The sequence below is a fragment of the Kitasatospora albolonga genome (assembly GCF_039535905.1).
Classification (GTDB): domain Bacteria; phylum Actinomycetota; class Actinomycetes; order Streptomycetales; family Streptomycetaceae; genus Kitasatospora; species Kitasatospora albolonga.
Genome location: NZ_BAAAYB010000084.1, coordinates 16385 through 36586, shown reverse-complemented (window position 1 = coordinate 36586; position 20202 = coordinate 16385). Strand labels below are relative to the sequence as shown.

The 20202-nt window shown below is 72.2% G+C and carries 17 protein-coding genes; 9 read left to right on the top strand and 8 right to left on the bottom strand.

Going from position 1 to position 20202, the window contains the following annotated elements; genetic code table 11:
* The 3 genes from ABD946_RS20830 to ABD946_RS20820 form a co-directional block, all read right to left on the bottom strand.
* A partial coding sequence (locus ABD946_RS20830) for an ABC transporter ATP-binding protein (RefSeq protein ID WP_345285755.1) occupies positions 1-973 on the bottom strand: 973 nt, incomplete at its 3' end.
* Entirely contained in the window at positions 970-1863 is an 894-nt protein-coding gene (locus ABD946_RS20825) for an ABC transporter permease (protein ID WP_345285753.1), read from the bottom strand. The genes ABD946_RS20825 and ABD946_RS20830, both read right to left, overlap by 4 nt.
* Entirely contained in the window at positions 1863-2846 is a 984-nt protein-coding gene (locus ABD946_RS20820) for an ABC transporter permease (RefSeq protein WP_345285751.1), read from the bottom strand. Before ABD946_RS20820 ends, ABD946_RS20825 begins: the two co-directional genes overlap by 1 nt.
* A 272-nt stretch (positions 2847-3118) precedes the next feature.
* Here ABD946_RS20820 and ABD946_RS20815 point away from each other — a divergent pair, with 272 nt between their 5' ends.
* From ABD946_RS20815 to ABD946_RS20790, 6 genes are all read left to right on the top strand, one after another.
* Positions 3119-4819, top strand: coding sequence for an ABC transporter family substrate-binding protein (locus ABD946_RS20815; protein WP_345285749.1), 1701 nt, complete (start codon positions 3119-3121; stop codon positions 4817-4819).
* A 462-nt stretch (positions 4820-5281) separates the two neighbouring features.
* Positions 5282-6481, top strand: coding sequence for a low temperature requirement protein A (locus ABD946_RS20810; protein WP_345285747.1), 1200 nt, complete (start codon positions 5282-5284; stop codon positions 6479-6481).
* Entirely contained in the window at positions 6478-7056 is a 579-nt protein-coding gene (locus tag ABD946_RS20805; RefSeq protein WP_345285745.1) for an EF-hand domain-containing protein, read from the top strand. The genes ABD946_RS20810 and ABD946_RS20805 overlap by 4 nt, the downstream gene beginning before the upstream one ends.
* 28 nt (positions 7057-7084) lie before the next feature.
* On the top strand, positions 7085-7732 hold the full coding sequence (locus ABD946_RS20800; RefSeq protein WP_345285743.1) for a pentapeptide repeat-containing protein: 648 nt from the start codon (positions 7085-7087) through the stop codon (positions 7730-7732).
* Between the two features lie 37 nt (positions 7733-7769).
* Positions 7770-8537 carry a hypothetical protein gene (locus ABD946_RS20795; RefSeq protein ID WP_345285742.1) on the top strand — a complete coding sequence of 256 codons (768 nt, stop codon included), beginning with the start codon at positions 7770-7772 and terminating at the stop codon, positions 8535-8537.
* 200 nt (positions 8538-8737) lie between these two features.
* Complete coding sequence (locus ABD946_RS20790; protein WP_345285741.1) at positions 8738-10804, top strand: phosphocholine-specific phospholipase C; 2067 nt, start codon at positions 8738-8740, stop codon at positions 10802-10804.
* Between the two features lie 60 nt (positions 10805-10864).
* On the opposite strand, the gene ABD946_RS20785 is transcribed toward ABD946_RS20790, so the two are convergent.
* Positions 10865-11659, bottom strand: a complete 795-nt coding sequence (locus tag ABD946_RS20785) for an aminoglycoside 3'-phosphotransferase (RefSeq protein ID WP_345285739.1) — start codon at positions 11657-11659, stop codon at positions 10865-10867.
* A gap of 226 nt (positions 11660-11885) precedes the next feature.
* The gene (locus tag ABD946_RS20780) at positions 11886-12647 is read right to left on the bottom strand and encodes a sirohydrochlorin chelatase (protein ID WP_345285737.1); all 762 of its coding nucleotides are present in this window, start codon (positions 12645-12647) and stop codon (positions 11886-11888) included.
* Between the two features lie 216 nt (positions 12648-12863).
* Between ABD946_RS20780 and nirB the strand changes: the two genes are divergently transcribed.
* Complete coding sequence (gene nirB / locus ABD946_RS20775) at positions 12864-15356, top strand: nitrite reductase large subunit NirB (protein WP_345285735.1); 2493 nt, start codon at positions 12864-12866, stop codon at positions 15354-15356.
* 192 nt (positions 15357-15548) lie between these two features.
* The gene (locus tag ABD946_RS20770) at positions 15549-15695 is read left to right on the top strand and encodes a nitrite reductase (NAD(P)H) small subunit (RefSeq protein ID WP_345285733.1); all 147 of its coding nucleotides are present in this window, start codon (positions 15549-15551) and stop codon (positions 15693-15695) included.
* 57 nt (positions 15696-15752) lie between these two features.
* On the opposite strand, the gene ABD946_RS20765 is transcribed toward ABD946_RS20770, so the two are convergent.
* Together ABD946_RS20765 and ABD946_RS20760 are read right to left on the bottom strand one after the other, a co-directional pair.
* Positions 15753-17300, bottom strand: coding sequence for an FG-GAP-like repeat-containing protein (locus tag ABD946_RS20765; protein ID WP_345285731.1), 1548 nt, complete (start codon positions 17298-17300; stop codon positions 15753-15755).
* A 48-nt stretch (positions 17301-17348) separates the two neighbouring features.
* Positions 17349-18701, bottom strand: a complete 1353-nt coding sequence (locus ABD946_RS20760; protein ID WP_345285729.1) for an FG-GAP repeat domain-containing protein — start codon at positions 18699-18701, stop codon at positions 17349-17351.
* Between the two features lie 277 nt (positions 18702-18978).
* On the opposite strand from ABD946_RS20760, the gene ABD946_RS20755 reads away from it, so the two are divergent.
* The gene (locus ABD946_RS20755; protein ID WP_345285727.1) at positions 18979-19260 is read left to right on the top strand and encodes a hypothetical protein; all 282 of its coding nucleotides are present in this window, start codon (positions 18979-18981) and stop codon (positions 19258-19260) included.
* A 55-nt stretch (positions 19261-19315) separates the two neighbouring features.
* Here the strand turns inward: ABD946_RS20755 and ABD946_RS20750 are convergent, their stop codons facing one another.
* Complete coding sequence (locus tag ABD946_RS20750) at positions 19316-20095, bottom strand: formate/nitrite transporter family protein (protein WP_345285725.1); 780 nt, start codon at positions 20093-20095, stop codon at positions 19316-19318.
* Between the last annotated feature and the right edge of the window lie 107 nt (positions 20096-20202).

Genomic DNA, 20202 nt, shown 5'->3' with positions numbered 1-20202 from the left:
GCGGGGCCGGGCGGGTCCCGGCCAGGAAGTCGGCGCGCAGGCAGGCCGCGAGGTGGTCGCCGTCGCCGGTGAGCGCGGGCTCCTCGGTACGGCAGCGGTCCTCCACCAGCGGGCAGCGGTCGGCGAACGGGCAGCCGCCGCCGAGCGTCCCCGGGGCGGGTGGCTGGCCGGGGATCGGCACCAGGGCGCCGCGGGCGCCGTCCAGCCGGGGCACCGCGCCGATCAGGCCGAGGGTGTAGGGGTGGCGGGGGTGGGCGAAGAGCTCGTCCACCGGGGCGGTCTCCACCACCCGGCCCGCGTACATCACGGCGACCCGGTCGGCCATCCCGGCGATCACGCCGAGGTCGTGGCTGACCAGCACCAGGGCCGCGCCGGTCTCCCGCTGGGCGGTGCGCAGCACGTCCAGCACCTGGGCCTGGATGGTGACGTCCAGGGCGGTGGTGGGCTCGTCGGCGAGCAGGATGTCCGGGTCGTTGGCGATGGCCATGGCGATCATCGCGCGCTGGCGCATGCCGCCGGAGAACTCGTGCGGGAAGGAGTCCAGGGCCCGGCGGGGGTCGGGGATGCCGACCAGGTCGAGGAGTTCGGCGGCCCTGGTACGGGCTGCCGCCCGGTCCAGCTTCTGGTGCACCCGGATCGCCTCGACGATCTGGTCGCCGATCCGGTAGACCGGGGTGAAGGCGGAGAGCGGGTCCTGGAAGACCATCGCCACCTTGTTGCCGCGCAGGCCCGCGAGTTCACGGCTGGGCAGTCCGACCAGTTCGCGGCCTTCGAGGCGTACGGAGCCCTTGACCCGTGCGGCACCCGGCAGCAGGCCGAGCACGGCCAGCGCGGTCACCGACTTGCCGGAGCCGGACTCGCCGACGATCCCGAGGGTCTCCCCGCGACGCAGCGTCAGGTCGACGCCCCGGACCGCCGGCTGAGAACCGAAGTCGACGGCGAGGTCGGCGACTTCGAGCAGAGGGGTGGTCACTGGGAACTCCGGGAGGTGGGGTCGAGGGCGTCGCGCAGGCCGTCGCCGATCAGGTTGACGGCGAGGACGAAGAGGACCAGCAGGGCGGCGGCGAAGTAGAACAGCCAGGGGAAGACCGGGGCCTGGTCGGTGCCGGCGGCGAGCAGGGTGCCGAGCGAGACGTCGGGGGCGCGGACGCCGAAGCCGAAGTAGGAGAGGGCGGCCTCGCTCATCACGGCGCCGCCGACGGTGATGGTGGCGTCGGTGATCAGGAAGGAGGCGACGTTCGGCAGGATGTGGCGCAGGATGATCCGCAGGGGGTGGACGCCCATGAAGCGGGCGGCCCGGACGAACTCGCGCTCGCGCAGCGAGCGGGTCATCGAGCGGACCACCCGGGCGGTGATCATCCAGTTGAAGACGGCCAGCAGGACGACGAAGGCGATCCAGCCGGAGCCCTTCAGCCGGGGCGAGATGATGGTGATGATCAGGAAGCTGGGGAAGACCAGCATCAGGTCGACCAGGAAGGTCAGGCAGCGGTCCGCCCAGCCGCCGAAGTATCCGGCGCAGGCGCCGACCAGGCCGGCCAGCACGGTGGAGAAGACCGCCACCAGCAGGCCGATCACCAGGGACTTCTGCAGGCCCCGGACGGTCTGCGCGAAGACGTCCTGGCCGAGCCCGTTGGTGCCGAACCAGTGCTGGCCGGACGGCGGCTGGCGCAGCGCGGTGTAGTCCGGAGCGGCGTAGTCCCAGGGCGTCAGGTACGGGCCGAGGAAGGCCAGCAGGAAGAGCAGCAGCACCGTGACGGCGCCGATCACGACCCCGCGGGCGGCCAGCAGGCGGCGCAGCACCAGGCGGGAGCGGCCTGCGGGGGCGGCCGGTTCGGCCGGGGCGAGCGGGAGCACGGCAGTCATCAGGACCTGACCCGGGGGTCGAGGGCGGCGGTGAGCAGGTCGGCCAGGAAGCCGGAGGCCAGCACCACCACCGCGGCGAACAGGTTGACCGCGACCACCGAGTTGATGTCCTGCTCGTTGATCGCCTGGATGAACCACTCCCCCATGCCGTGCCAGCCGAAGATGGTCTCGGTGAAGGCGGCGCCGGTGAAGATGCCCAGGAAGCTGTAGGCGAACATCGTGGTCATCGGGATGATCGCGGTCCGCAGCCCGTGCTTGAGCAGGGCCTGACGCCTGGTCAGGCCCTTGGCCTCGGCGGTCCGCAGGTAGTCGGAGCCGAGCACGTCGAGCATGGTGGCGCGCTGGTAGCGGCTGTAGACGGCCAGGCCGCCGAGGGCCAGCGAGAGGGTGGGCAGCAGCAGGTGCAGGCCCCAGTCGGCCAGGTGGGCGCCGATGCCGCCGGTCAGGCCGGGGGTCTCGTAGCCGGTGAACGGGATCACCTCGTGGCCGGCCGCGTCCTTGGCGGCGATCGCGCCGTTCTTCAGCAGCAGGGCCAGCAGGAAGACCGGGGTGGAGAGCAGCACGAAGGAGGTGAGGGTCAACGCCCGGTCGGAGAAGCGGTACTGGCGCACCGCGCCCCAGACGCCGACCGCGACGCCGAGCACCATGCCGAGCAGGCTGCCGACCAGCAGCAGCCGCAGCGAGACCCAGATCCGCCGGCCGAAGTCCTCGTTCACCGAGGTGTCGTGGATGGTGCGGCCGAGGTCGGCGTGGAACACCAGGCCCTCGGCCCAGGTGCCGAAGCGCTCCACCACGGGGGTGCGGTCGTTGATGTTCAGCTCGGTCAGCTGGCGGTCCACCGAGGCGGCGGAGGGGCGCGGCTGCTTGGCCTCGAAGTAGGCCCGGGGGCCGAGCGCGGCGCTGGCGAGCGCGTAGGCGAGGAAGACGGCGACGACCAGCAGGACGGCGTGGTAGCCGAGCCGCTTGGCTATGTAGCGGATCACCGCGCACCACCGGAGCCGGGTCTCGGCACCCTGGATGACATGACGAATTACCTTTGTTCTGAGGTGGGTTGGATCAGTGTTCCAGCGCACTACGAAGTGCACGTTGCCGCCGTATTGCGCCACGTGTCGGTCTGATCAGGTGTGGACGAGACCCCCTGGTAGAAGCACTGATCCGCTGTTACGTTCTGCTGGCCGAACACCGCTTGGCTGCCCACGTTCAACTCCCGCCACACCTGGCGGCACCCAAAATCTCTATCTCCCGGGGGAACCCCATGGACTCCATCACCAGCACCCGCCTACGCCGTCTCGCCGTGCTCGCCGCCGCCGTGGCGCTCGCCGTCACCGGCTGCAGCTCGGCCGGCTCCGGCTCGGGTGGCGACGTGGCGAAGAACGTGGTGCCGACCCAGGACGCGGAGGACAACAACCCGCAGCCGCTGGACAAGATCAGGGACGGCGGCGAGTTCCACCCTCCGCTGCAGCAGTGGATCACCCAGTGGAACCCGTACCAGGTGGACGGCCGGTACGGCGACGCGGTCGAGATCATGGGCTACACCCAGGCCCAGCTGTTCCGCACCGACGCCAAGGGCGTCTTCACCCCGGTGCCGGAGTACCTGGCCTCGGCCGAGGTGACCTCCAAGTCGCCGCAGGTGGTGACCTACAAGCTCAACCCGAAGGCCAAGTGGTCGGACGGCAAGCCGCTGAGCGCCGAGGACTTCAAGGCGGTCTGGAAGGCCACCAACGGCAAGGACCCGGCCTACAACATCGCCGACTCCTCCGGCTACGAGCAGATCTCCGGCGTGGAGCAGGGCGCGGACGCCCTGGAGGTGAAGGTCACCTTCGAGAAGCCGTACGCGGACTGGCAGAACCTCTTCAACCCGCTGCTGCCGGCCTCCGGGATCTCCACCCCGGAGGCGTTCAACGACGGCTGGGTCGAGAAGGTCCCGGTCTGGAGCGGCCCGTTCAAGATCGGGGAGCTGAACAAGACCGCGCAGACCATCACCCTGGTGCCCAACCCGGAGTGGTGGGGCCCGAAGCCCAAGCTGGACAAGATCATCTACCGGGTGCTGGCCAGCTCCGCGATCACCCAGGCCTTCCTCAACAACGAGGTGGACTACGCCTCGGCCGGCACCGCGACCGCCTACGGCCAGCTGAAGGACGCCAAGGACGGCGTCATCCGCACCGGCACCCCGTGGGACGAGGTGCACATCTCCTTCGGCGGCAACGGCGCGCTGGCCGACCAGACGGTGCGTCAGGCGCTCACCAAGGCGCTGGACCGCACCGCGCTGATCAAGATCGTGAACGCGGGCGTGCCGGTGGAGTTCAAGCCGCTCGACAACCACCTCTACATGACCAACCAGAGCGGCTACCGGAACAACTCCGGCGACTGGGCCAAGGCTGACCCGGCCAAGGCCAAGGAGCTGCTGGAGAAGGCGGGTTGGAAGGAGCCGGCGGCCGGCCAGCCGCGCACCAAGGACGGTGCCGCGCTGGAGCTGCACTACGTGCTCAGCGACGGCTCGGCCCAGGCCCAGCTCGACATGGCCGCCGCCGTGCAGTCGATGCTCCAGCAGGTCGGCGTGAAGCTCACCCTGGACAAGGTGCCGAGCAAGGAGTACTTCGCCAAGTACATCAACCAGGGCAAGTTCGACCTGGCGAGCTGGCGGAACACCGGCTCCTTCCCGCTCTCCGCCGGCGTCCCCAACTACCGCGCCCCGCAGGGCGACAACGTGTTCGGGAACTACTCCAAGCTGGCCACCCCGGAGATCGACACCCTGCTGCGCACCGCCGCCGGGACGCTGGACAGGGCCGAGGCCGACAAGCTCTACAACGAGGCCGACGCCAAGATCTGGGAGCTGGCCCACACCCTGGAGCTCTACCAGCGCCCGAGCATCGTGGCGGTGCGCAAGGGCCTGGCCAACTTCGGGGCCGGCAGCCTGGCGAGCACCGACATCACCAAGGTGGGCTGGGAGAAGTAGCCCGCGCCACGGGGCGGACCGCGCGGCGGCGACCGCCGCCGCGCACCGCCCCGGCCCGGCCGGAGCCGGGCATGGCGGTGCGGCGGCACCCCGACGTGCGGCGGCACTGCCGGGCAGCGCGGTGATCACGAGGCCGACGGCACGGGGGCGCGGTGTGCCCGCCCCCGTGTTCCGCCACCGGCCTTGACCTTCCGCGTTGCCCGAAGTCCGCCCGCGTCGTCCTTGCCACTGCGGAGGAATCTATCCGGCCAAACGGGGTGGAACCGACCCCCGGCGCGGGGCGCGCCCGGGTTCCGGCGGTCCGTTCACCCGGTTCGCGCACTCCACCGTCAACTGGCGCTGACAGCAGGACAGAAGGGGTGCGAGCCGGACGGTCCGCGTGTCGCCGGGGTGCGTGCGCCGGGCGTGACGGACTGTCAGGATCACGGGGACCGGAACCACGCCGAGCGCCCAGGTGGCCCCATGAGCACAGACCTCCCCTCCCAACCCGCCTTCCGGCGGATGACCGCACGCAGCAAGCACGAGAGCCACCGGGTGGCCACGCCGCTGGAGCTCTTCTTCGACCTCTGCTTCGTGGTGGCGGTCGCCCAGGCCGGGAAGCAGCTGGCGCACGACCTGGCCGAGGGCCACCTGGGCGCCGGGCTGTACGGCTACGCGTTCGCCTTCTTCGCCATCTGGTGGGCCTGGATGAACTTCTCCTGGTTCGCCTCCGCCTACGACGTGGACGACGTGCCGTACCGGGTCACCACCCTGGTCCAGATCACCGGCGTGCTGATCCTGGCCGCCGGGGTGCCCCGGATGTTCGACAGCCGGGACCTCACCCTCTCCGTGGTCGGCTACCTGGTGATGCGGCTGGCCATGGTCACCCAGTGGCTGCGCGCGGCCGCCTCCGAGACCGGCGGGGCGCGGACCATGGCGCTGCGCTACGCGATCGGCATCACCATCTGCCAACTCGGCTGGGTGCTGGTGCTGTTGGTGCCGGACAGCGCGCTCACCTGGGTGCTGCCGCTCGGCATCGTGGCCGAGCTCTCCGTCCCGGCCCTGGCCGAACTGCGCACCCAGTCGAACTGGCACCCGCACCACATCGCCGAGCGGTACGGCCTGTTCACCATCATCGTGCTCGGCGAGACCGTCGCCGCCGCCACTCTGGCGATGCAGGCCGCGATCGACGAGCACGAGGCGCTGGACGAGCTGATCCCGATCGCCGCGGGCGGCATCCTGATCTGCTTCTCCGCCTGGTGGATCTACTTCGCCCGCCCGGTGCACCACATCCTCACCTCCAACCGCCGCTCCTTCCTCTGGGGCTACGGCCACTACGTGGTGCTCGGCTCGGCCGCCGCGATCGGCGCCGGCCTGGAGGTGGCGATCGAGTACGCCACCCACAAGGCGCACATCACCGCCGTCCCGGCGGCCGCCGCCGTCACCGTCCCCACCGCGCTCTTCCTGCTCACGGTCTGGGCGCTGCACTCCCGGCACGTCAAGACCGGCCTCGGCCAGGCCCTGCTGCCGGCCGCCTCGGTGGCCGTGCTCGCCTGCACCTTCCTGGGCGAGCACGGCACCCTGGCGGCCGGCCTGGTCTGCGCCGCCACCGTCGCCCTGGGCCTGGCCCTGGAGTCCCACGGGCACCCCGTCCACCAGAACCCCACCGGAGGAACCGCATGACCGAGCCCGCCACCACCGGCGACCTGCTCCGCGACAAGATCGCCTACGGCTTCGACCACCTGGACCGGGACGGCGACGGCCGCCTCACCGAGGCCGACCACGTGCTGATGGGCCGCGACAGCGCCCGCTCCCTCGGCCACCCGGAGGGCTCCGCCGAGGAGGACCGGATCGTCGACGCCTACCTGCACATCTGGCGCGAGCTGCACCTGCCCACCCTGCCCGCGGGCGCCACCGAGATCGGCCGGGAGGAGTTCATCACCAGCACCCTGGGCCTGGCCGAGGACCCGGCGGCCGCCCGGGCCACCGTCGGCGCGCTGGCCGAGGTCTTCCTCACGGTCGCGGACGCCGACGGGAACGGGGTGGTCGACCGGGAGGAGTTCTACGCCTTCCAGCGCGGCCACTTCCCGGACCTCACCCGGGAGGACACCGACCTGGCCTTCTCGCGGCTCGACCTGGACGGCAACGGTACGCTCGACCCCGAGGAGTTCGTCCAGGCCGTGGTGGAGTACTGGAGCAGCCGCGACCCCGAGGCCCCCGGCAACTGGTGGACCGGCAACCCGGCCTTCGCCCGGTAACGCCCCGTCAGCCCAGGAGGCCCCCGCCGTGCAGTCCGTCCCCGACCGGCTCGACGACCTGCCCTACGCGCACCTGCTCGTCCCGCACAGCGGCCCGCTGCGCGGCGACCGCTACGACACCGTGCGGTTCGAGGGTCCGCTGGAGGTGGTCTCGGCCGGCGGCGGGAGCTTCCTGGAGTGCGCCTTCACCGGCACCGAGCTGTCCGGGGCGCGGCTGCGGCAGACGCGGTTCAACGAGGTCTGGGTGCAGGGCAGCCGCTGGGTGGCGGTGGACTGCGCGGAGAGCGAGTGGCAGGACGCCGGCCTGGTGTCCACCGTGCTGGCCGGGCTGACCGCCTACGGCTCGGCGGTGCGCCGGGTGGTGCTGCGCCAGTGCAAGCTGGAGGCGGTCAACCTGCGCGGCGCGGTGCTGCGGGACGTGGTCTTCGAGGACTGCCTGCTGCGGGACGTGGACTTCGGCGAGGCCAAGCTCACCGACGTCTCCTTCCCCGGCTCCACCCTGGAGGAGGTCCGGCTGAGCGGCGCCGTGCTCAAGCAGGCCGACTTCCGCGGCGCCCGCTCGCTGGGCCTCACCGACGGCCCGCACGGACTGCGCGGAGCCATCCTCGGATCCGCGCAACTCTTCGAACTGGCGCCACAGTTCGCCCAGGCCCTGGGTATCACCGTGAAGGACTGACCACGCCCGTGGTCCGTACGACGGAGGGTGGGGAACGGTGGAGGAGCGGATCCTGATCGAGGTCGGTGCCCCGGAGGACGGCCGCTACCCGGTGCGCGAGGCCGGGACGGAGCGGAGCGGCGCACCCGGGGCGACGGTGGTGCCCGGCACCCGGGAGGAGCTGGAGCGGTGGGCCGGGGCGGCCGAACGGCACCGGGCGGCGACGCGCCCGCCGGGAGCGCGGGGCCGGGTGATCCGGGCTCTGGGCCGCGGGCCGGTCGCGGCCACACGGGCCGACGAGGCGTACCGACCGGTCGCGGCCGAGATCGCGGCCCGGTTGGCGGAGCACCGGGAGCGCCGGGAGGCGGCCCTCCGGACGGCCCGGGCCCAGCGCTTCCGGGCCGGGGCGGACCGTCCGGTCTGGGGGCTGCTGGCCCCGGCCGCCCTCGGGCCGGTCCGGGTCTTCCGGTGGGACGCCGAGGTGCCGCCGGAGGCGGACCCCACCGCCGCCCGGCTGACGGTCCGTGAACTGGAGCACGGGCTGCTGGAGTTGCGCACGCAGCGGACCCAGGCGGTCGAGTGGTACGGCACGGCCTGCGAGGCCACCGAGGCCGAGTGCGCCGCGACCGGCGACCGGGTGTCCTTCCCGTCCTGGTGGGCCGCCGTCACGCTCTTCCCCTGGCAGCACCACCGGTGGCTGCCCTCGCTGCCCGGGAGCCCGGCCGGGCCCGTCGGCCGGGGCGGGGAGGCGGCGGGGGCCGTCGGAGGCTTCGGCTGCGGAGGCGGCGCGGGCTGCGGGGGTGCCGGCTGCGGAGGCGGGCTCTGAGCCGCCGTACCGCTTCGCGTTCATCTCGCCTTCGCCCGGCGACCGGGCGTTGAACAGTCCAACAAGCCTTGATGGAAAGTCATGGCCACCGGCCGCGACCTGCGCAAAGATTCCGCTCGGCCGATGGCGTGCACACAACGTGTGCAGACAACACCGGCCACCATCAGCGGCTTCTGTGGAGCGAAGGGACGGGCTGCGGGATGTCCGAGCTGAGTCGTAGGAAGTTCATGGCACTGTCGGCGACCGCGGCGGCCGGGGCGGCCGTCGCGGGGTCGGCCACGGTCGGCGGCGGGGCGGCCGAGGCGGCGGAGCAGTACGGGCTGGACGCCACCGGCACGCTGACCGACGCCAGGCACATCGTGATCCTGATGCAGGAGAACCGGAGCTTCGACCACTACTTCGGCACCCTCCAGGGAGTCCGGGGCTTCGGCGACCGGGCCGCGATCCAGATCCCGGGCGGGTTCAGCGTCTTCAACCAGCCGAACGGGACGGGCCGCCAGTACCCGTGGCTGTTCAGCGCCACCAAGGCGGCCGGCGGCCAGACCCCCGAGCGCCTCGCCCAGTGCAACGGCGACCTCGCGCACTCCTGGAACGACCAGCACAGCGCCTGGAACACCGGCAAGATGGACAACTGGGTGGCCGCCAAGTCCAGTGTCCGCGCGCTCGGTTACCTCAACCGCAAGGACATCCCGTTCCACTTCGCGCTGGCCGACAACTGGACCGTCGGCGACGCCTACTTCTGCTCCACGCTGAGCGCCACCGGCCCCAACCGCACCTTCCACTGGAGCGGACAGATCGACCCGGACGGCAAGGCGGGCGGCCCGGCCTACAACGGCGGCGACGAGTCCGGCCTGCGCTGGCAGACCTACGCCGAGGCGCTGGAGACCGCCGGGGTCAGCTGGAAGCTCTACCAGAACGCGGCCGACAACTACGGCGACAACGCCCTGGCCTACTTCAAGCAGTTCACCGACGCCCCGGCCGGCAGCCCGCTCAAGGTCAAGGGCATGGGCTCCGTCCCGAAGGTGACCGGGAAGACCCCGGACGACATCGCCGCCGCGATCCGCGCCGACGTGCTGAACGGGACGCTGCCGCAGGTGGTCTGGGTGGTCGCCGACGAGGCCTCCTCCGAGCACCCCTACGCGCCGCCGAACGACGGCGCGCACTTCGTGCACCTGGTGATGGACGCGCTCAACGCCGACCCGGCGGTCTTCAACTCCAGCATCATGTTCCTCAACTACGACGAGAACGACGGCTTCTTCGACCACGTGCCGCCGCCAGTGCCGGTCGCCGGGACGCCCGGGGAGTTCTACAACGGCCAGCCGGTCGGCCTCGGCTTCCGGGTCCCGATGATCGCCATCTCGCCCTGGAGCCGCGGCGGTTGGGTCTCCTCGGAGGTCTTCGACCACACCTCGGTGCTGCGCTTCCTGGAGCGCTGGACGGCCGCCCTCGGCAAGCCCGCGGTCTGCCCGAACATCTCTGCCTGGCGGCGCAAGGTCACCGGCGACCTGACCGGCATGTTCGACTTCGCCCACCCGGTCTACGGGATGCCCGCACTGCCCGACACCTCCTTCGTGATCGGCCAGTCCACCTGCGGCCCGCTGCCGAACCCGGCCCCGACCAACAACGCGCTCCCGCTCCAGGAGCCCGGCACCCGGCCGGCCCGCGCGCTGCCGTACCAGCCCAACGCCAACCTGGACCACCTGGAGTTCGGCGCGAACGGGGTGATGAAGGTCTGGATCAAGATGGCCAACGAGGGCGCCGCCGCCACCAGCGCCACCCACTTCGCGGCCTACGCCAACGCCTACCGCAGCGGCGGCCCGTGGCAGTACACGGTGGACCCGGCCGGCTCCACCAGCGACTTCTTCAACTGCGGCACCAACTTCGGCAACGGCCCCTACGACCTGAGCGTCACCGGCCCGAACCGCTTCCTGCGCCGCTTCAAGGGCGACGCCACCAAGGCGGGCAAGACCGTCACCGTCACCGCCTCGTACGCGAACGCGCCGGACACCGGCAAGCTCGCCCTCTGGTTCCGCCTCGACAACGCGGGCACCTCGGCCGTGACCTTCACCGTCACCCCGAACAACTACCGCACCGACGGCCCGTGGACCTACACCGTCCAGCCCGGCGGCAACACCAGCGACTACTTCAACGCCGTCGCCCACCAGAACGGCTGGTACGACTTCACGGTCACCGTCAGCTCGGACTCCACCTGGTCCCAGCGCTTCACCGGCCACCTGGAGACCGGCCTGCCCAGCGTCACCGGCTGACCCCAGGCCGGGCCCCGGCCGGGCCCCGCCGCGCGCTCTCCGCGCGGCGGGGCCCGGTGTTCAGTCCGAGAGCTCCCAGAGCAGCCGGTAGTAGGCGGTGCGCTCCGGATCGGGCGCGACGCCGTAGGCCTCCAGCAGGGGCTCCTCCCAGCCCGGCCCGTAGTTCCACCGCGTGCTCCAGGTGGCGATCGCCAGGTCGGCCCAGCGGTCGGCCACCCCGAGGTCGCCCAGGTCGACGTGCCCGGAGGCGGTGCCGTCCTCGCCGATCAGGGTGTTGGGCGAGCAGGCGTCGCCGTGACAGACCACCAGGCGGTCCACCGGCGGGGCGTCCGCCAGCAGTTCGAGCGCCCGCGGCACGCCGCCCACGTACGCCAACTCATCGGGCCAGCACGCCGGTTCCACCAGTCCGGCGGCGACCCTGGCGTGCACCGAGGCCAGCCGGGTGGGCACCGACCAGTCGAACGGGCAGTCCGCCACCGGCAGCGCCTCGTGCAGCCGGCGCAGCCCGGCCCCGAGCGCGCGCACCGCCTGCTCCGGCCGGCGCCGCCAGTGCTCGTCCTCGGCCGAACTCCCGGGCAGGCCTTCGGTGACCAACCAGCTGCCGCCCTCGTCCGCCCCCTGCTCCAGCACCCGGGGCACCGTGGCGTACTTCGCCGCCCAGGTCAGCCGGGCCGCCTCGGCGGACAGGTCGATGGTGTTCCCCGCCGGGTTCCACTTCACGAACGTTCGCTCCGCCAGGCCGACCTGGAAGGTCAGCCCGCCGAGCTCGTTCTCCCAGACGGCCCGCAGGGGCCGGCCGGCGGCGTACTCACGGACGAACTCCGGTACCGCGACCGGACCTTGTGGGGTACTCATACGGCCATTCTCACGGGACGTTCCTTCGAGGCCAAACGTTTATCGGCTCATGGTCACCCCGGGGGCGCGAGGAACTGCGCGAGCCGGAAGGCGGCTCACCTGCAACTGAAGCACCGTCAGCCAGGCGCACGTGCTGCCGTTCCCCAGCGCGCCCGCGCGGCGGAGCCGCAGGTCAGCAGAGCCTCGCGCCCCTGGGGTGACCACTTCCGCCCGGCGGGGTGCGCCCTCAGCCGTGCGTCAGCGCGGCCGCGCCGAGCGCGTAGCGGCGCAGAACGGCGCGGGCGATCAGGGGGTGGTCGGCCAGCGGGGCGGTGACGGTCCAGGCGCCGGCGGCGGGGAGGGCGGCGGTGAAGCGGCCCGGGGCGAGCAGGTGGGCGGCGACCGCGATCCGGCGGTGGCCCTCGGCCCGGAGGGCGTCGACCGCCTGCGGGACGGTGGGTGCGGTGGCGGAGCAGTAGGCGGTGCGGACCGGGACGGTGCCGCCGAGCAGGTGCTCCAGCTGGGCGGCGGCGGCCAGTGCGCCGTCGTTGCCGCCCGGGCGGGTGGAGCCGGCGGCGGCCACCACCACGGCGTCGGCCCGGCCGCCGGCCCGTTCCTCGGCCTCCCGCAGCCGTCCGTGCAGCGCCAGTCCGATCGAGGCGGCGGCGCCGCTCAGCCCCGGGGTGACCACGGCCCGTACTCCGGTGGCCGCGGCCACCACGCCCGGGACGTCCACCGCGCGGTGGAAGCCGTCGCCGAGCAGCAGCGGCACCACTACGGCCTCGCCCGTCAGCTGCCCGAGCACCTCGGCCAGCGAGGGGCTCTGCACGTCCAGGTGGCCCACCACGGGGTGACGTCCGGTCAGGGCGTCGAGCCGGGAGCACAGCCTGGTCACGGTGCGCACCGCCGCCGGGACGGCGCTGCCGTGCACGGCCAGCACCAAGGGCGGCCCGGCAGACCCTGCGGCGGGCAGCGGCCCCGGCTCACGGATCGGTGCGAAGACGGTCATCAGGCTCCACTCCCTTCACCGTCCACGCTAGGCGGCCGCCCCGGGCCGCCGGACCGGGCCGAGGCCACCGGCTCCGGGGCCGAAGGTCCCGCACCGCCCGGCCGCGTGTCACTCGGGCCCAAGGTCCCTTCTGCTCGGGCCTTTTACTCATGGGACACCCAGCAACCCCGAACTACGGTCGGAGACAGGAGCACCCGCGCAGGAGGAGCACGCACCATGACGACCAAGACCCTGGTCCTCGTCGGACACGGCATGGTGGGCCAGCGCCTGCTGTCCGCCCTGGCCGAGCGCGGGGCCTTCGAGCGCGACTGGCGGGCCGTGGTGCTCGCCGAGGAGAGCCGCCCCGCCTACGACCGGGTGCACCTGACGGCCCGCTTCACCGGCACCAGCCCGGACGAACTCGCGCTTGCCGGGCCGGAGTTCTTCACCGAACACGGCATCGAGCTGCACCTCGGCGACCCGGCCGAGGCCCTCGACACCGCCCGACGGACCGTCACCACCGCAGGCGGCTGCACCCTCGGCTACGAAGCCCTGGTGCTGGCCACCGGCTCGTACCCCTTCATGCCGCCGGTGCCCGGCGCGGACGCCCCGGGCTGCTTCGCCTACCGGACCCTGGACGACGTGGACGCGATCACCGCCTACGCGGCGGCCGGCGCCCGCAGCGGGGTGGTGGTCGGCGGCGGGCTGCTCGGACTGGAGGCGGCCGGTGCGCTGCGCAGCCTGGGGCTGCGCACCAGCGTGGTGGAGTTCGCACCCCGGCTGATGCCGCTCCAGCTGGACGAGGGCGGTGGGGCCGCCCTGCGCGGCGCGGTCGAGGGGATGGGCATCGGCGTGCACACCGGTGTCGGGGCGAACCGGATCGAGCTGGACGCGGACGGCGTCACCGACGGCCTGCGGCTGAGCGACGGCCAGTTGGTCGACGCCGACCTGGTGGTGTTCTCGGCGGGCGTGCGCCCCCGGGACCGGCTCGCCCGCGAGGCCGGGCTGCTCTGCGGCGACCGGGGCGGCGTCGCCGTCGACCGGCACTGCCGCACCACCGACCCGGCGGTCTACGCCGTCGGCGAGTGCGCCCAGACCTGCGACGGCCAGGTGTACGGCCTGGTGGCCCCGGGCTACCAGATGGCCGAGGTGGTGGCCGAGCAGCTGCACGGCGACGGCTCCGCCTCCTTCGAGGGCGCCGACACCGACACCAAGCTCAAGCTGCTGGGCGCCGACGTGGCCAGCTTCGGCGACCCGTTCGCGGCCGGCGGGCGCTCGGTGGAGGTGCAGTTCTCCGACTCCGGCTCCGGGGTCTACAAGAAGCTGGTGCTCGGTGCCGACGGCCGGCTGCTCGGCGGCATCCTGGTCGGCGACGCTGCCGCGTACGGGCTGCTGCGCCCGCACACCGGCACCGAACTCCCGGCCGCGCCCGAGTCGTTCCTCCTTCCGGCCGGAGCCGGGGCGCCGCCCGGGGCCGAGCTGCTGCCGGACGAGGCCGTGGTGTGCAGCTGTCACAACGTCACCAAGGGCGCCGTCCGGGCCGCCGTGGCCGAGGGCGTCACCGAGCTCTCCGAGCTGAAGGCCTGCACCAGGGCCGGCACCGGCTGCGGCGGTTGCACGGGTACCCTGCAGTCCCTGCTGGACGGCTTCGGCGTGCAGCGCCGCCCGGGCCTGTGCGAGCACTTCACGCTGTCCCGCGCCGAGCTCTACCAGGCCGTCGTGGAAGGGGGGTTCACCTCCTTCGCCGAGGTGCTGGCGGCACACGGCAACGGCGCCGAGGACGGCTGCGCGGTGTGCAAGCCGGTGGTCGGCTCGATCCTGGCCACCCTCGGGCCCGAGCTCGGGCTGCGGCACGTGCTCGACCCCGGACAGCGCGGCCTCCAGGACTCCAACGACCGCTACCTGGCCAACCTGCAGAAGGACGGCACCTACTCCGTGGTGCCGCGCATCCCCGGTGGCGAACTGACCGCCGAGCAACTGATCGTGATCGGCGAGGTGGCCCGGGACTTCGGCCTCCACACCAAGGTCACCGGCGGCCAGCGGATCGATCTCTTCGGCGCCCGGCGCGAACAACTCCCGGCGGTCTGGCGGCGGTTGGTGGACGCCGGCTTCGAGTCCGGCCACGCCTACGGCAAGTCGCTGCGCACCGTGAAGTCCTGCGTGGGCAGCCGTTGGTGCCGCTTCGGGCAGGGCGACTCGGTGCAGCTGGCGATCGACCTGGAGCTGCGCTACCGGGGCCTGCGCACCCCGCACAAGGTCAAGGGCGGGGTCTCCGGCTGCCTGCGCGAGTGCGCCGAGGCCCGGGGCAAGGACATCGGCGTGATCGCCACCGCCAAGGGCTGGAACCTCTACGTCGGCGGCAACGGCGGCACCACGCCGCGCCACGCCGACCTGCTGGCCTCCGACCTCTCCACCGAGGAACTGCTCCGGCTCACCGACCGCTTCCTGATGTACTACGCCCGCACCGGCGAGCGGCTGGAGCGGACCGCCGCCTGGCTGGAGCGCCTGGGACTCGACCACGTCCGCGCGGTGGTGGTGGAGGACTCCCTCGGGCTGGCCACCGAGCTGGAGGCCCAGGCCGAGCGGCACGTGGCCGCCTACCAGGACGAGTGGCGGGCCGTGCTGGACGACCCGGCGAAGCTCCGCGCCTTCGCCCCCTTCGTCAACGCCCCCGCCGACCCCGTCAGTTTCGTCGACTCCCCGACCGTCCCCGTCCTCCAGGAGCAGTGATGAACCGCACCGGCCAGGTCCAGGTCCAGTCCCCCGACGGCACATGGGTCACCGTCTGCGCCTACGAGGAGCTCGAACCCGCCTGCGGGGTCGCCGCCCTGCTCCCCGAGGGCGAGCAGGCCGCCGTCTTCCGCACCCCCCGGCGGCGAGGTCTACGCCGTCGGCAACCGCGACCCGTTCTCGCACGCCGACGTGATCGCCGACGGCATCACCGGCAGCGTGGACGGCGCCCCCACCGTCGCCTCCCCCATGCACAAGCAGACCTTCGACCTGCGCAGCGGCGTCTGCCTGGACGACCCGGCCAGCGCCCTGCCGGTCTATCCGGTCCAGGTGGTCTGACACGGCGTCGGCCCCCGAACCGGACGGTTCGGGGGCCGACGCCGTGTCAGACGGGGCTCAGAAGCCGGCCCAGAGGCCGCTACCGCTGGTGCCGATCATCACGGAGCCGCCGCCGAGCTGGCCGGCACCGTTGCCGGTGTAGAGCTTGAGGTCGTTGTTGGCGTCGATGCCGGCGATGTCCTGCTTGCCGTCGCCGTTGAAGTCGGCGCCCATGACCGCGTGGAAGTTGGCCCACGCGCCGCCGCTGCCGAGCATCAGGCTGCCGCCGCCGAGCTGGCCGGCACCGTTGCCGGTGTACAGCTTGAGGTCGTTGTTGGCGTCGATGCCCGCGACGTCGCGCTTGCCGTCACCGTTGAAGTCGCCGGCCGTGATGGCCTTGAACCCGGCCCAGGTGCCGTTGCCGCCCAGCATCGCGCCGACCTCGGACAGCTGGCCCGCACCGTTGCCCGCGTACAGCTTGAGGCTGTCGTTGGCGTCGATCCCGGCGATGTCCTGCTTGCCGTCACCGTTGAAGTCACCGGCCGTGATGGCCTTGAACCCGGCCCACGCACCGTTGCCACCCAGCATCGCGCTGCCGCCCGAGACGGTGCCCGCGCCGTTGCCGACATACAGCTTCAGGCTGTTGTTGGCGTCGATCCCGGCGACGTCCTGCTTGCCGTCACCGTTGAAGTCGCCTGCGGCGATCAGCTTGAAGCCGCTCCAGGCACCGCCGGTGCCGAGCATCGGCGAACCACCGCCCACGTGCCCGGCACCGTCGCCGGTGTAGAGCCGGAGGTCGTTGTTGGCGTCGATCCCGGCGACGTCCTGCTTGCCGTCACCGTTGAAGTCACCGGCCGCGGTGCGGGCCGGGGTGGTGAGCGCGGTGGGCGGGCCGCCGACGATCCAGCCGTCGGAGAAGGCCTGGTCGAGCTCGGAGTAGAAGGTCCGGCCGAAGGTGTCGTACCCGTCCGCGTTCGGGTGCAGCTTGTCGGCCAACTGGTCGGCAGGGACCGTGGAGTCGACGAACCGGACGTGCCGCTTGGTCCGCTCCTGGTTGACCCAGGTCTTCAGCTGGCTGTTGTAGTCGTCGATCTTCGCGGTGATGCCCGGCTGCTCCGGGATACCCGCGGTGGACCGGATCAGACCCTGGACGATCACCGTGACGTTGGGGCGGTCCGCGAAGATCTGGTTGATCAGGGCCTTGGCCCGGTCGACCGCCGTGTTCCCGTTGGCGTCGACGTCGTGCTTGTTGTTGAGGTCGTTGATGCCGATGTGCAGCAGCACCACGTCCGGCTGGGCCGCGGCGAGCCAGCCGTCGAGCTCGGCCCTGATGCCCTGGATCTCGTAGCCGCTGTGGCCCTCGCTCTCCGGATCGGCGAGGGTGCCGTTCCGCACGGACCCGACCATGTTGACGGTGTACCGGGACTGCTGGGAGACCAGCTGCTGCAGCTTCGCCCGGTAGCCGTTCTCCGGGGTGCTCATGTACCCACGGGTGATCGAGTCACCGAGCGGCATGACCTTGAGCTGGGGCGGGTTCGCCGTCGCCGCCGAAGCCGGAGACGAGGTGACGGGCAGGCAGAGCATGCCGACCAGGGTGGCGGCGGCGAGGGAGGCGAGGCGCTTCACTGAATCGCTTTCTGATGGTGAGGAATGGTCTGTGGAAGTGGTGAGCCGTCAGAAGCCGGCCCAGAGGCCGCTGCCGGCGCTGCCGATCATCACGGAGCCGCCGCTGACCTGGCCCGCGCCGTTGCCGGTGTAGAGCTTGAGGTCGTTGTTGGCGTCGATGCCGGCGATGTCCTGCTTGCCGTCACCGTTGAAGTCACCGCCCATGACCGAGCGGAAGCCCGCCCACAGACCATTGGTGCCGAGCATCGGGCTGCCACCGCCGAGCTGACCGGCACCGTTGCCGGTGTAGAGCTTGAGGTCGTTGTTGGCGTCGATGCCGGCGACGTCGCGCTTGCCGTCACCGTTGAAGTCGCCCGAGGTGATCGCCTTGAACCCGGCCCAGGTGCCGTTGCCGCCCAGCATCGCGCCGACCTCGGAGAGCTGACCCGCACCGTTGCCCGCGTACAGCTTCAGACTGTCGTTCGCGTCGATGCCGGCGATGTCCTGCTTGCCGTCACCGTTGAAGTCACCGGCCGTCAGCGCCTTGAACCCCGCCCACGTACCGTTGCCGCCCAGCATCGCGCTGCCGCCCGACACGTAACCGCCACCGGTGCCCGTGTACAGCTTCAGGCTGTCGTTGGCGTCGATCCCGGCGACGTCCTGCTTGCCGTCACCGTTGAAGTCACCCGCCGCCAGCTGCTTGAAGCCCGCCCACAGACCATTGGTGCCGAGCATCGGCAGCGTCGCACTCACCTGACCGGCACCGTTCCCGGCGTACAGGTTCAGGTTCTGGTACGCATCGATCCCCGCGACGTCCACCCGACCGTCACCGTCGAAGTCCGCCGCCACCGTCCGCGCCGCAGAACGGTCATCCACGATCTTGTTGTAGCGGTAGGCGGTGTAGAGGCCGTTGTCGTGGCTGTCGAACTTGGCGGCGTTGATCGACACACCGGTGACGTGCTTCACCGGGGTGGAGCCGAAGGAGTAGTAGGAGAAGGTGGTGTGGGCCGCGTCGTCCCACTTCTCGAACAGGATGACGTGCTTGGCCTCGTAGTCGAGGATGTCACCGGGCTTGAGCTGGCTGCGGGGGATCTGGGTGGCGACGCCCGGGAGCGTGCCGGTGGCCAGGCTGGTGCCGAGGTGCCAGGCCATCGAGACGTAGCCCGAGCAGTCTGTGCGGTAGGAGCGACCGGAGGAGTCCTGGTACGAACCGCCCTGGTCGTAGGGGATGCTGGCCTTGTTCTGGAACCAGTAGTCGGCCCGGGCGATCACCTCGGAGCGGGTGATCGAACCGTCCACCGACGAGGCGGCCTGGGCGACCGTGGCGTTGGCCGTGGCCAGGGCGGTGGTGGCCACCGCGCCGGAGAGGGCTATGGCGGCGGAGAGGGCGACGCGGGTGAGCTTCGAGGCGCGCGAGGGCATGGCAGGGCTCCAGGGGCAGGACGGACGGGAAGTGGCACGGGGACGGCTGCCCTGCAGGAGCAGCGGTCCGGTGCGTGCGACGCACCGTCAGCGGTCCCTCTCCCCACCGGTTCCGGGTGGTCCCTGCTGACGAAGAACAGCTTCGTCGCTGCTCAGCGCGGGTGGAAGGGATCACCGGTGGACCGAAGCGGCCCGGGCCGCAAGCGTCCTCCAGGCGTGCGGGGAGCCGGGCGGCCGTGCACGCTGGAGGGGTCCCCTGTACTGGGAGGTGAGCGGGATGGAACCGCAGGCGGAGTTCGGCCCGGAGCGGTACGCGAAGCCGCGGCCGGTGGGCGGGCCGCGTGGGTACTGGCACCTGTTGGAGGACGTGCAGACCGGCACCGTCGCGGTGCTGCTGTCGCTCTCGGTCGGTCTGGTGCTGGTCGCGGTGCAGATGGGGGGAAACGCGATCGCGCTGGCGGTGTTCTGCGCGGTCTGGGCCTGCACCCTGCTGGCGGTGGCCGGCTGGGCGGGTCACCGGCGGGAGGAGCGGTCGGCCGGCCGGCACCGGATGGCGTGAGGAAAGGTGTGAGCCCCCGGCAGCCCGGCTGCCGGGGGCTCCCGCACGGGTCGGGTCAGGCCTCCCGCTCGCGGCGGGTGGTGAACCAGTACGCGGCACCGACCAGCACCGCCCCGCCGACCACGTTGCCGGGCACCACGTACAGCAGGTTGCGGGCCAGGTCGGCGAACGAGGCGCGGCCGTCGGTGATCGCCAGGCCGTAGAGCGCCATGTTGGCCACGCAGTGCTCGAAGCCGATCGCGACGAAGGCGAAGACGGGCCACCAGACGGCGGTCATCTTGGGCCCGTCGCCGCGCACCCGGGCCACCGTCCAGATCGCCAGGCAGACCAGCAGGTTGCAGAGCACCGCCCGGGCGAGGAGCTGACCGCCGGTCAGCCCGTCCTTCAGCGCGATCAGTTCGCCGAGCATCCGGCCGGCTGGGGCGCCGCCGAGCAGCCCTCCCGCGTGCACCAGGACGGCCAGGCCGAGCGCCCCGGCCAGGTTCCCGGCCAGGGTGAGCAGCCAGACCCGGGCCAGCGCTCCCCAGCCGGTGCGCCCGGCCAGCCGGCCGACCGCCATCACCATCGCCGCGCTGGTGAACAGCTCGGCCCCGGCGAACACCACCAGGATCAGCGCGACCCCGAAGACGGCGCCCTCCAGCAGCCTCACCACCGGCGAGTGCGCCAGGTCGAAGGGAGCGGCCACCGAGAGCAGCAGCACCTCGCCGAGTGCGATGTAGACCCCCGCCTGCACCGCCGAGACCAGGTAGCGGCCGGGCCGTCGCCGGGAGGTGCCGGCCTTCTTCTCCGCCTGGGCCAGCAGGTCGTCGAGCGCGTGCGCGGGTGCGTGCGGCATAAGACCACCCTCCTGCGCCCGTCGGCCGCCCTGACCGGGCGAAAGTCACCAACCGGGGTGCGTTTCGTCCCCTCGTCACCCCGCCGGCTCACCCGGCGCGCGGACCC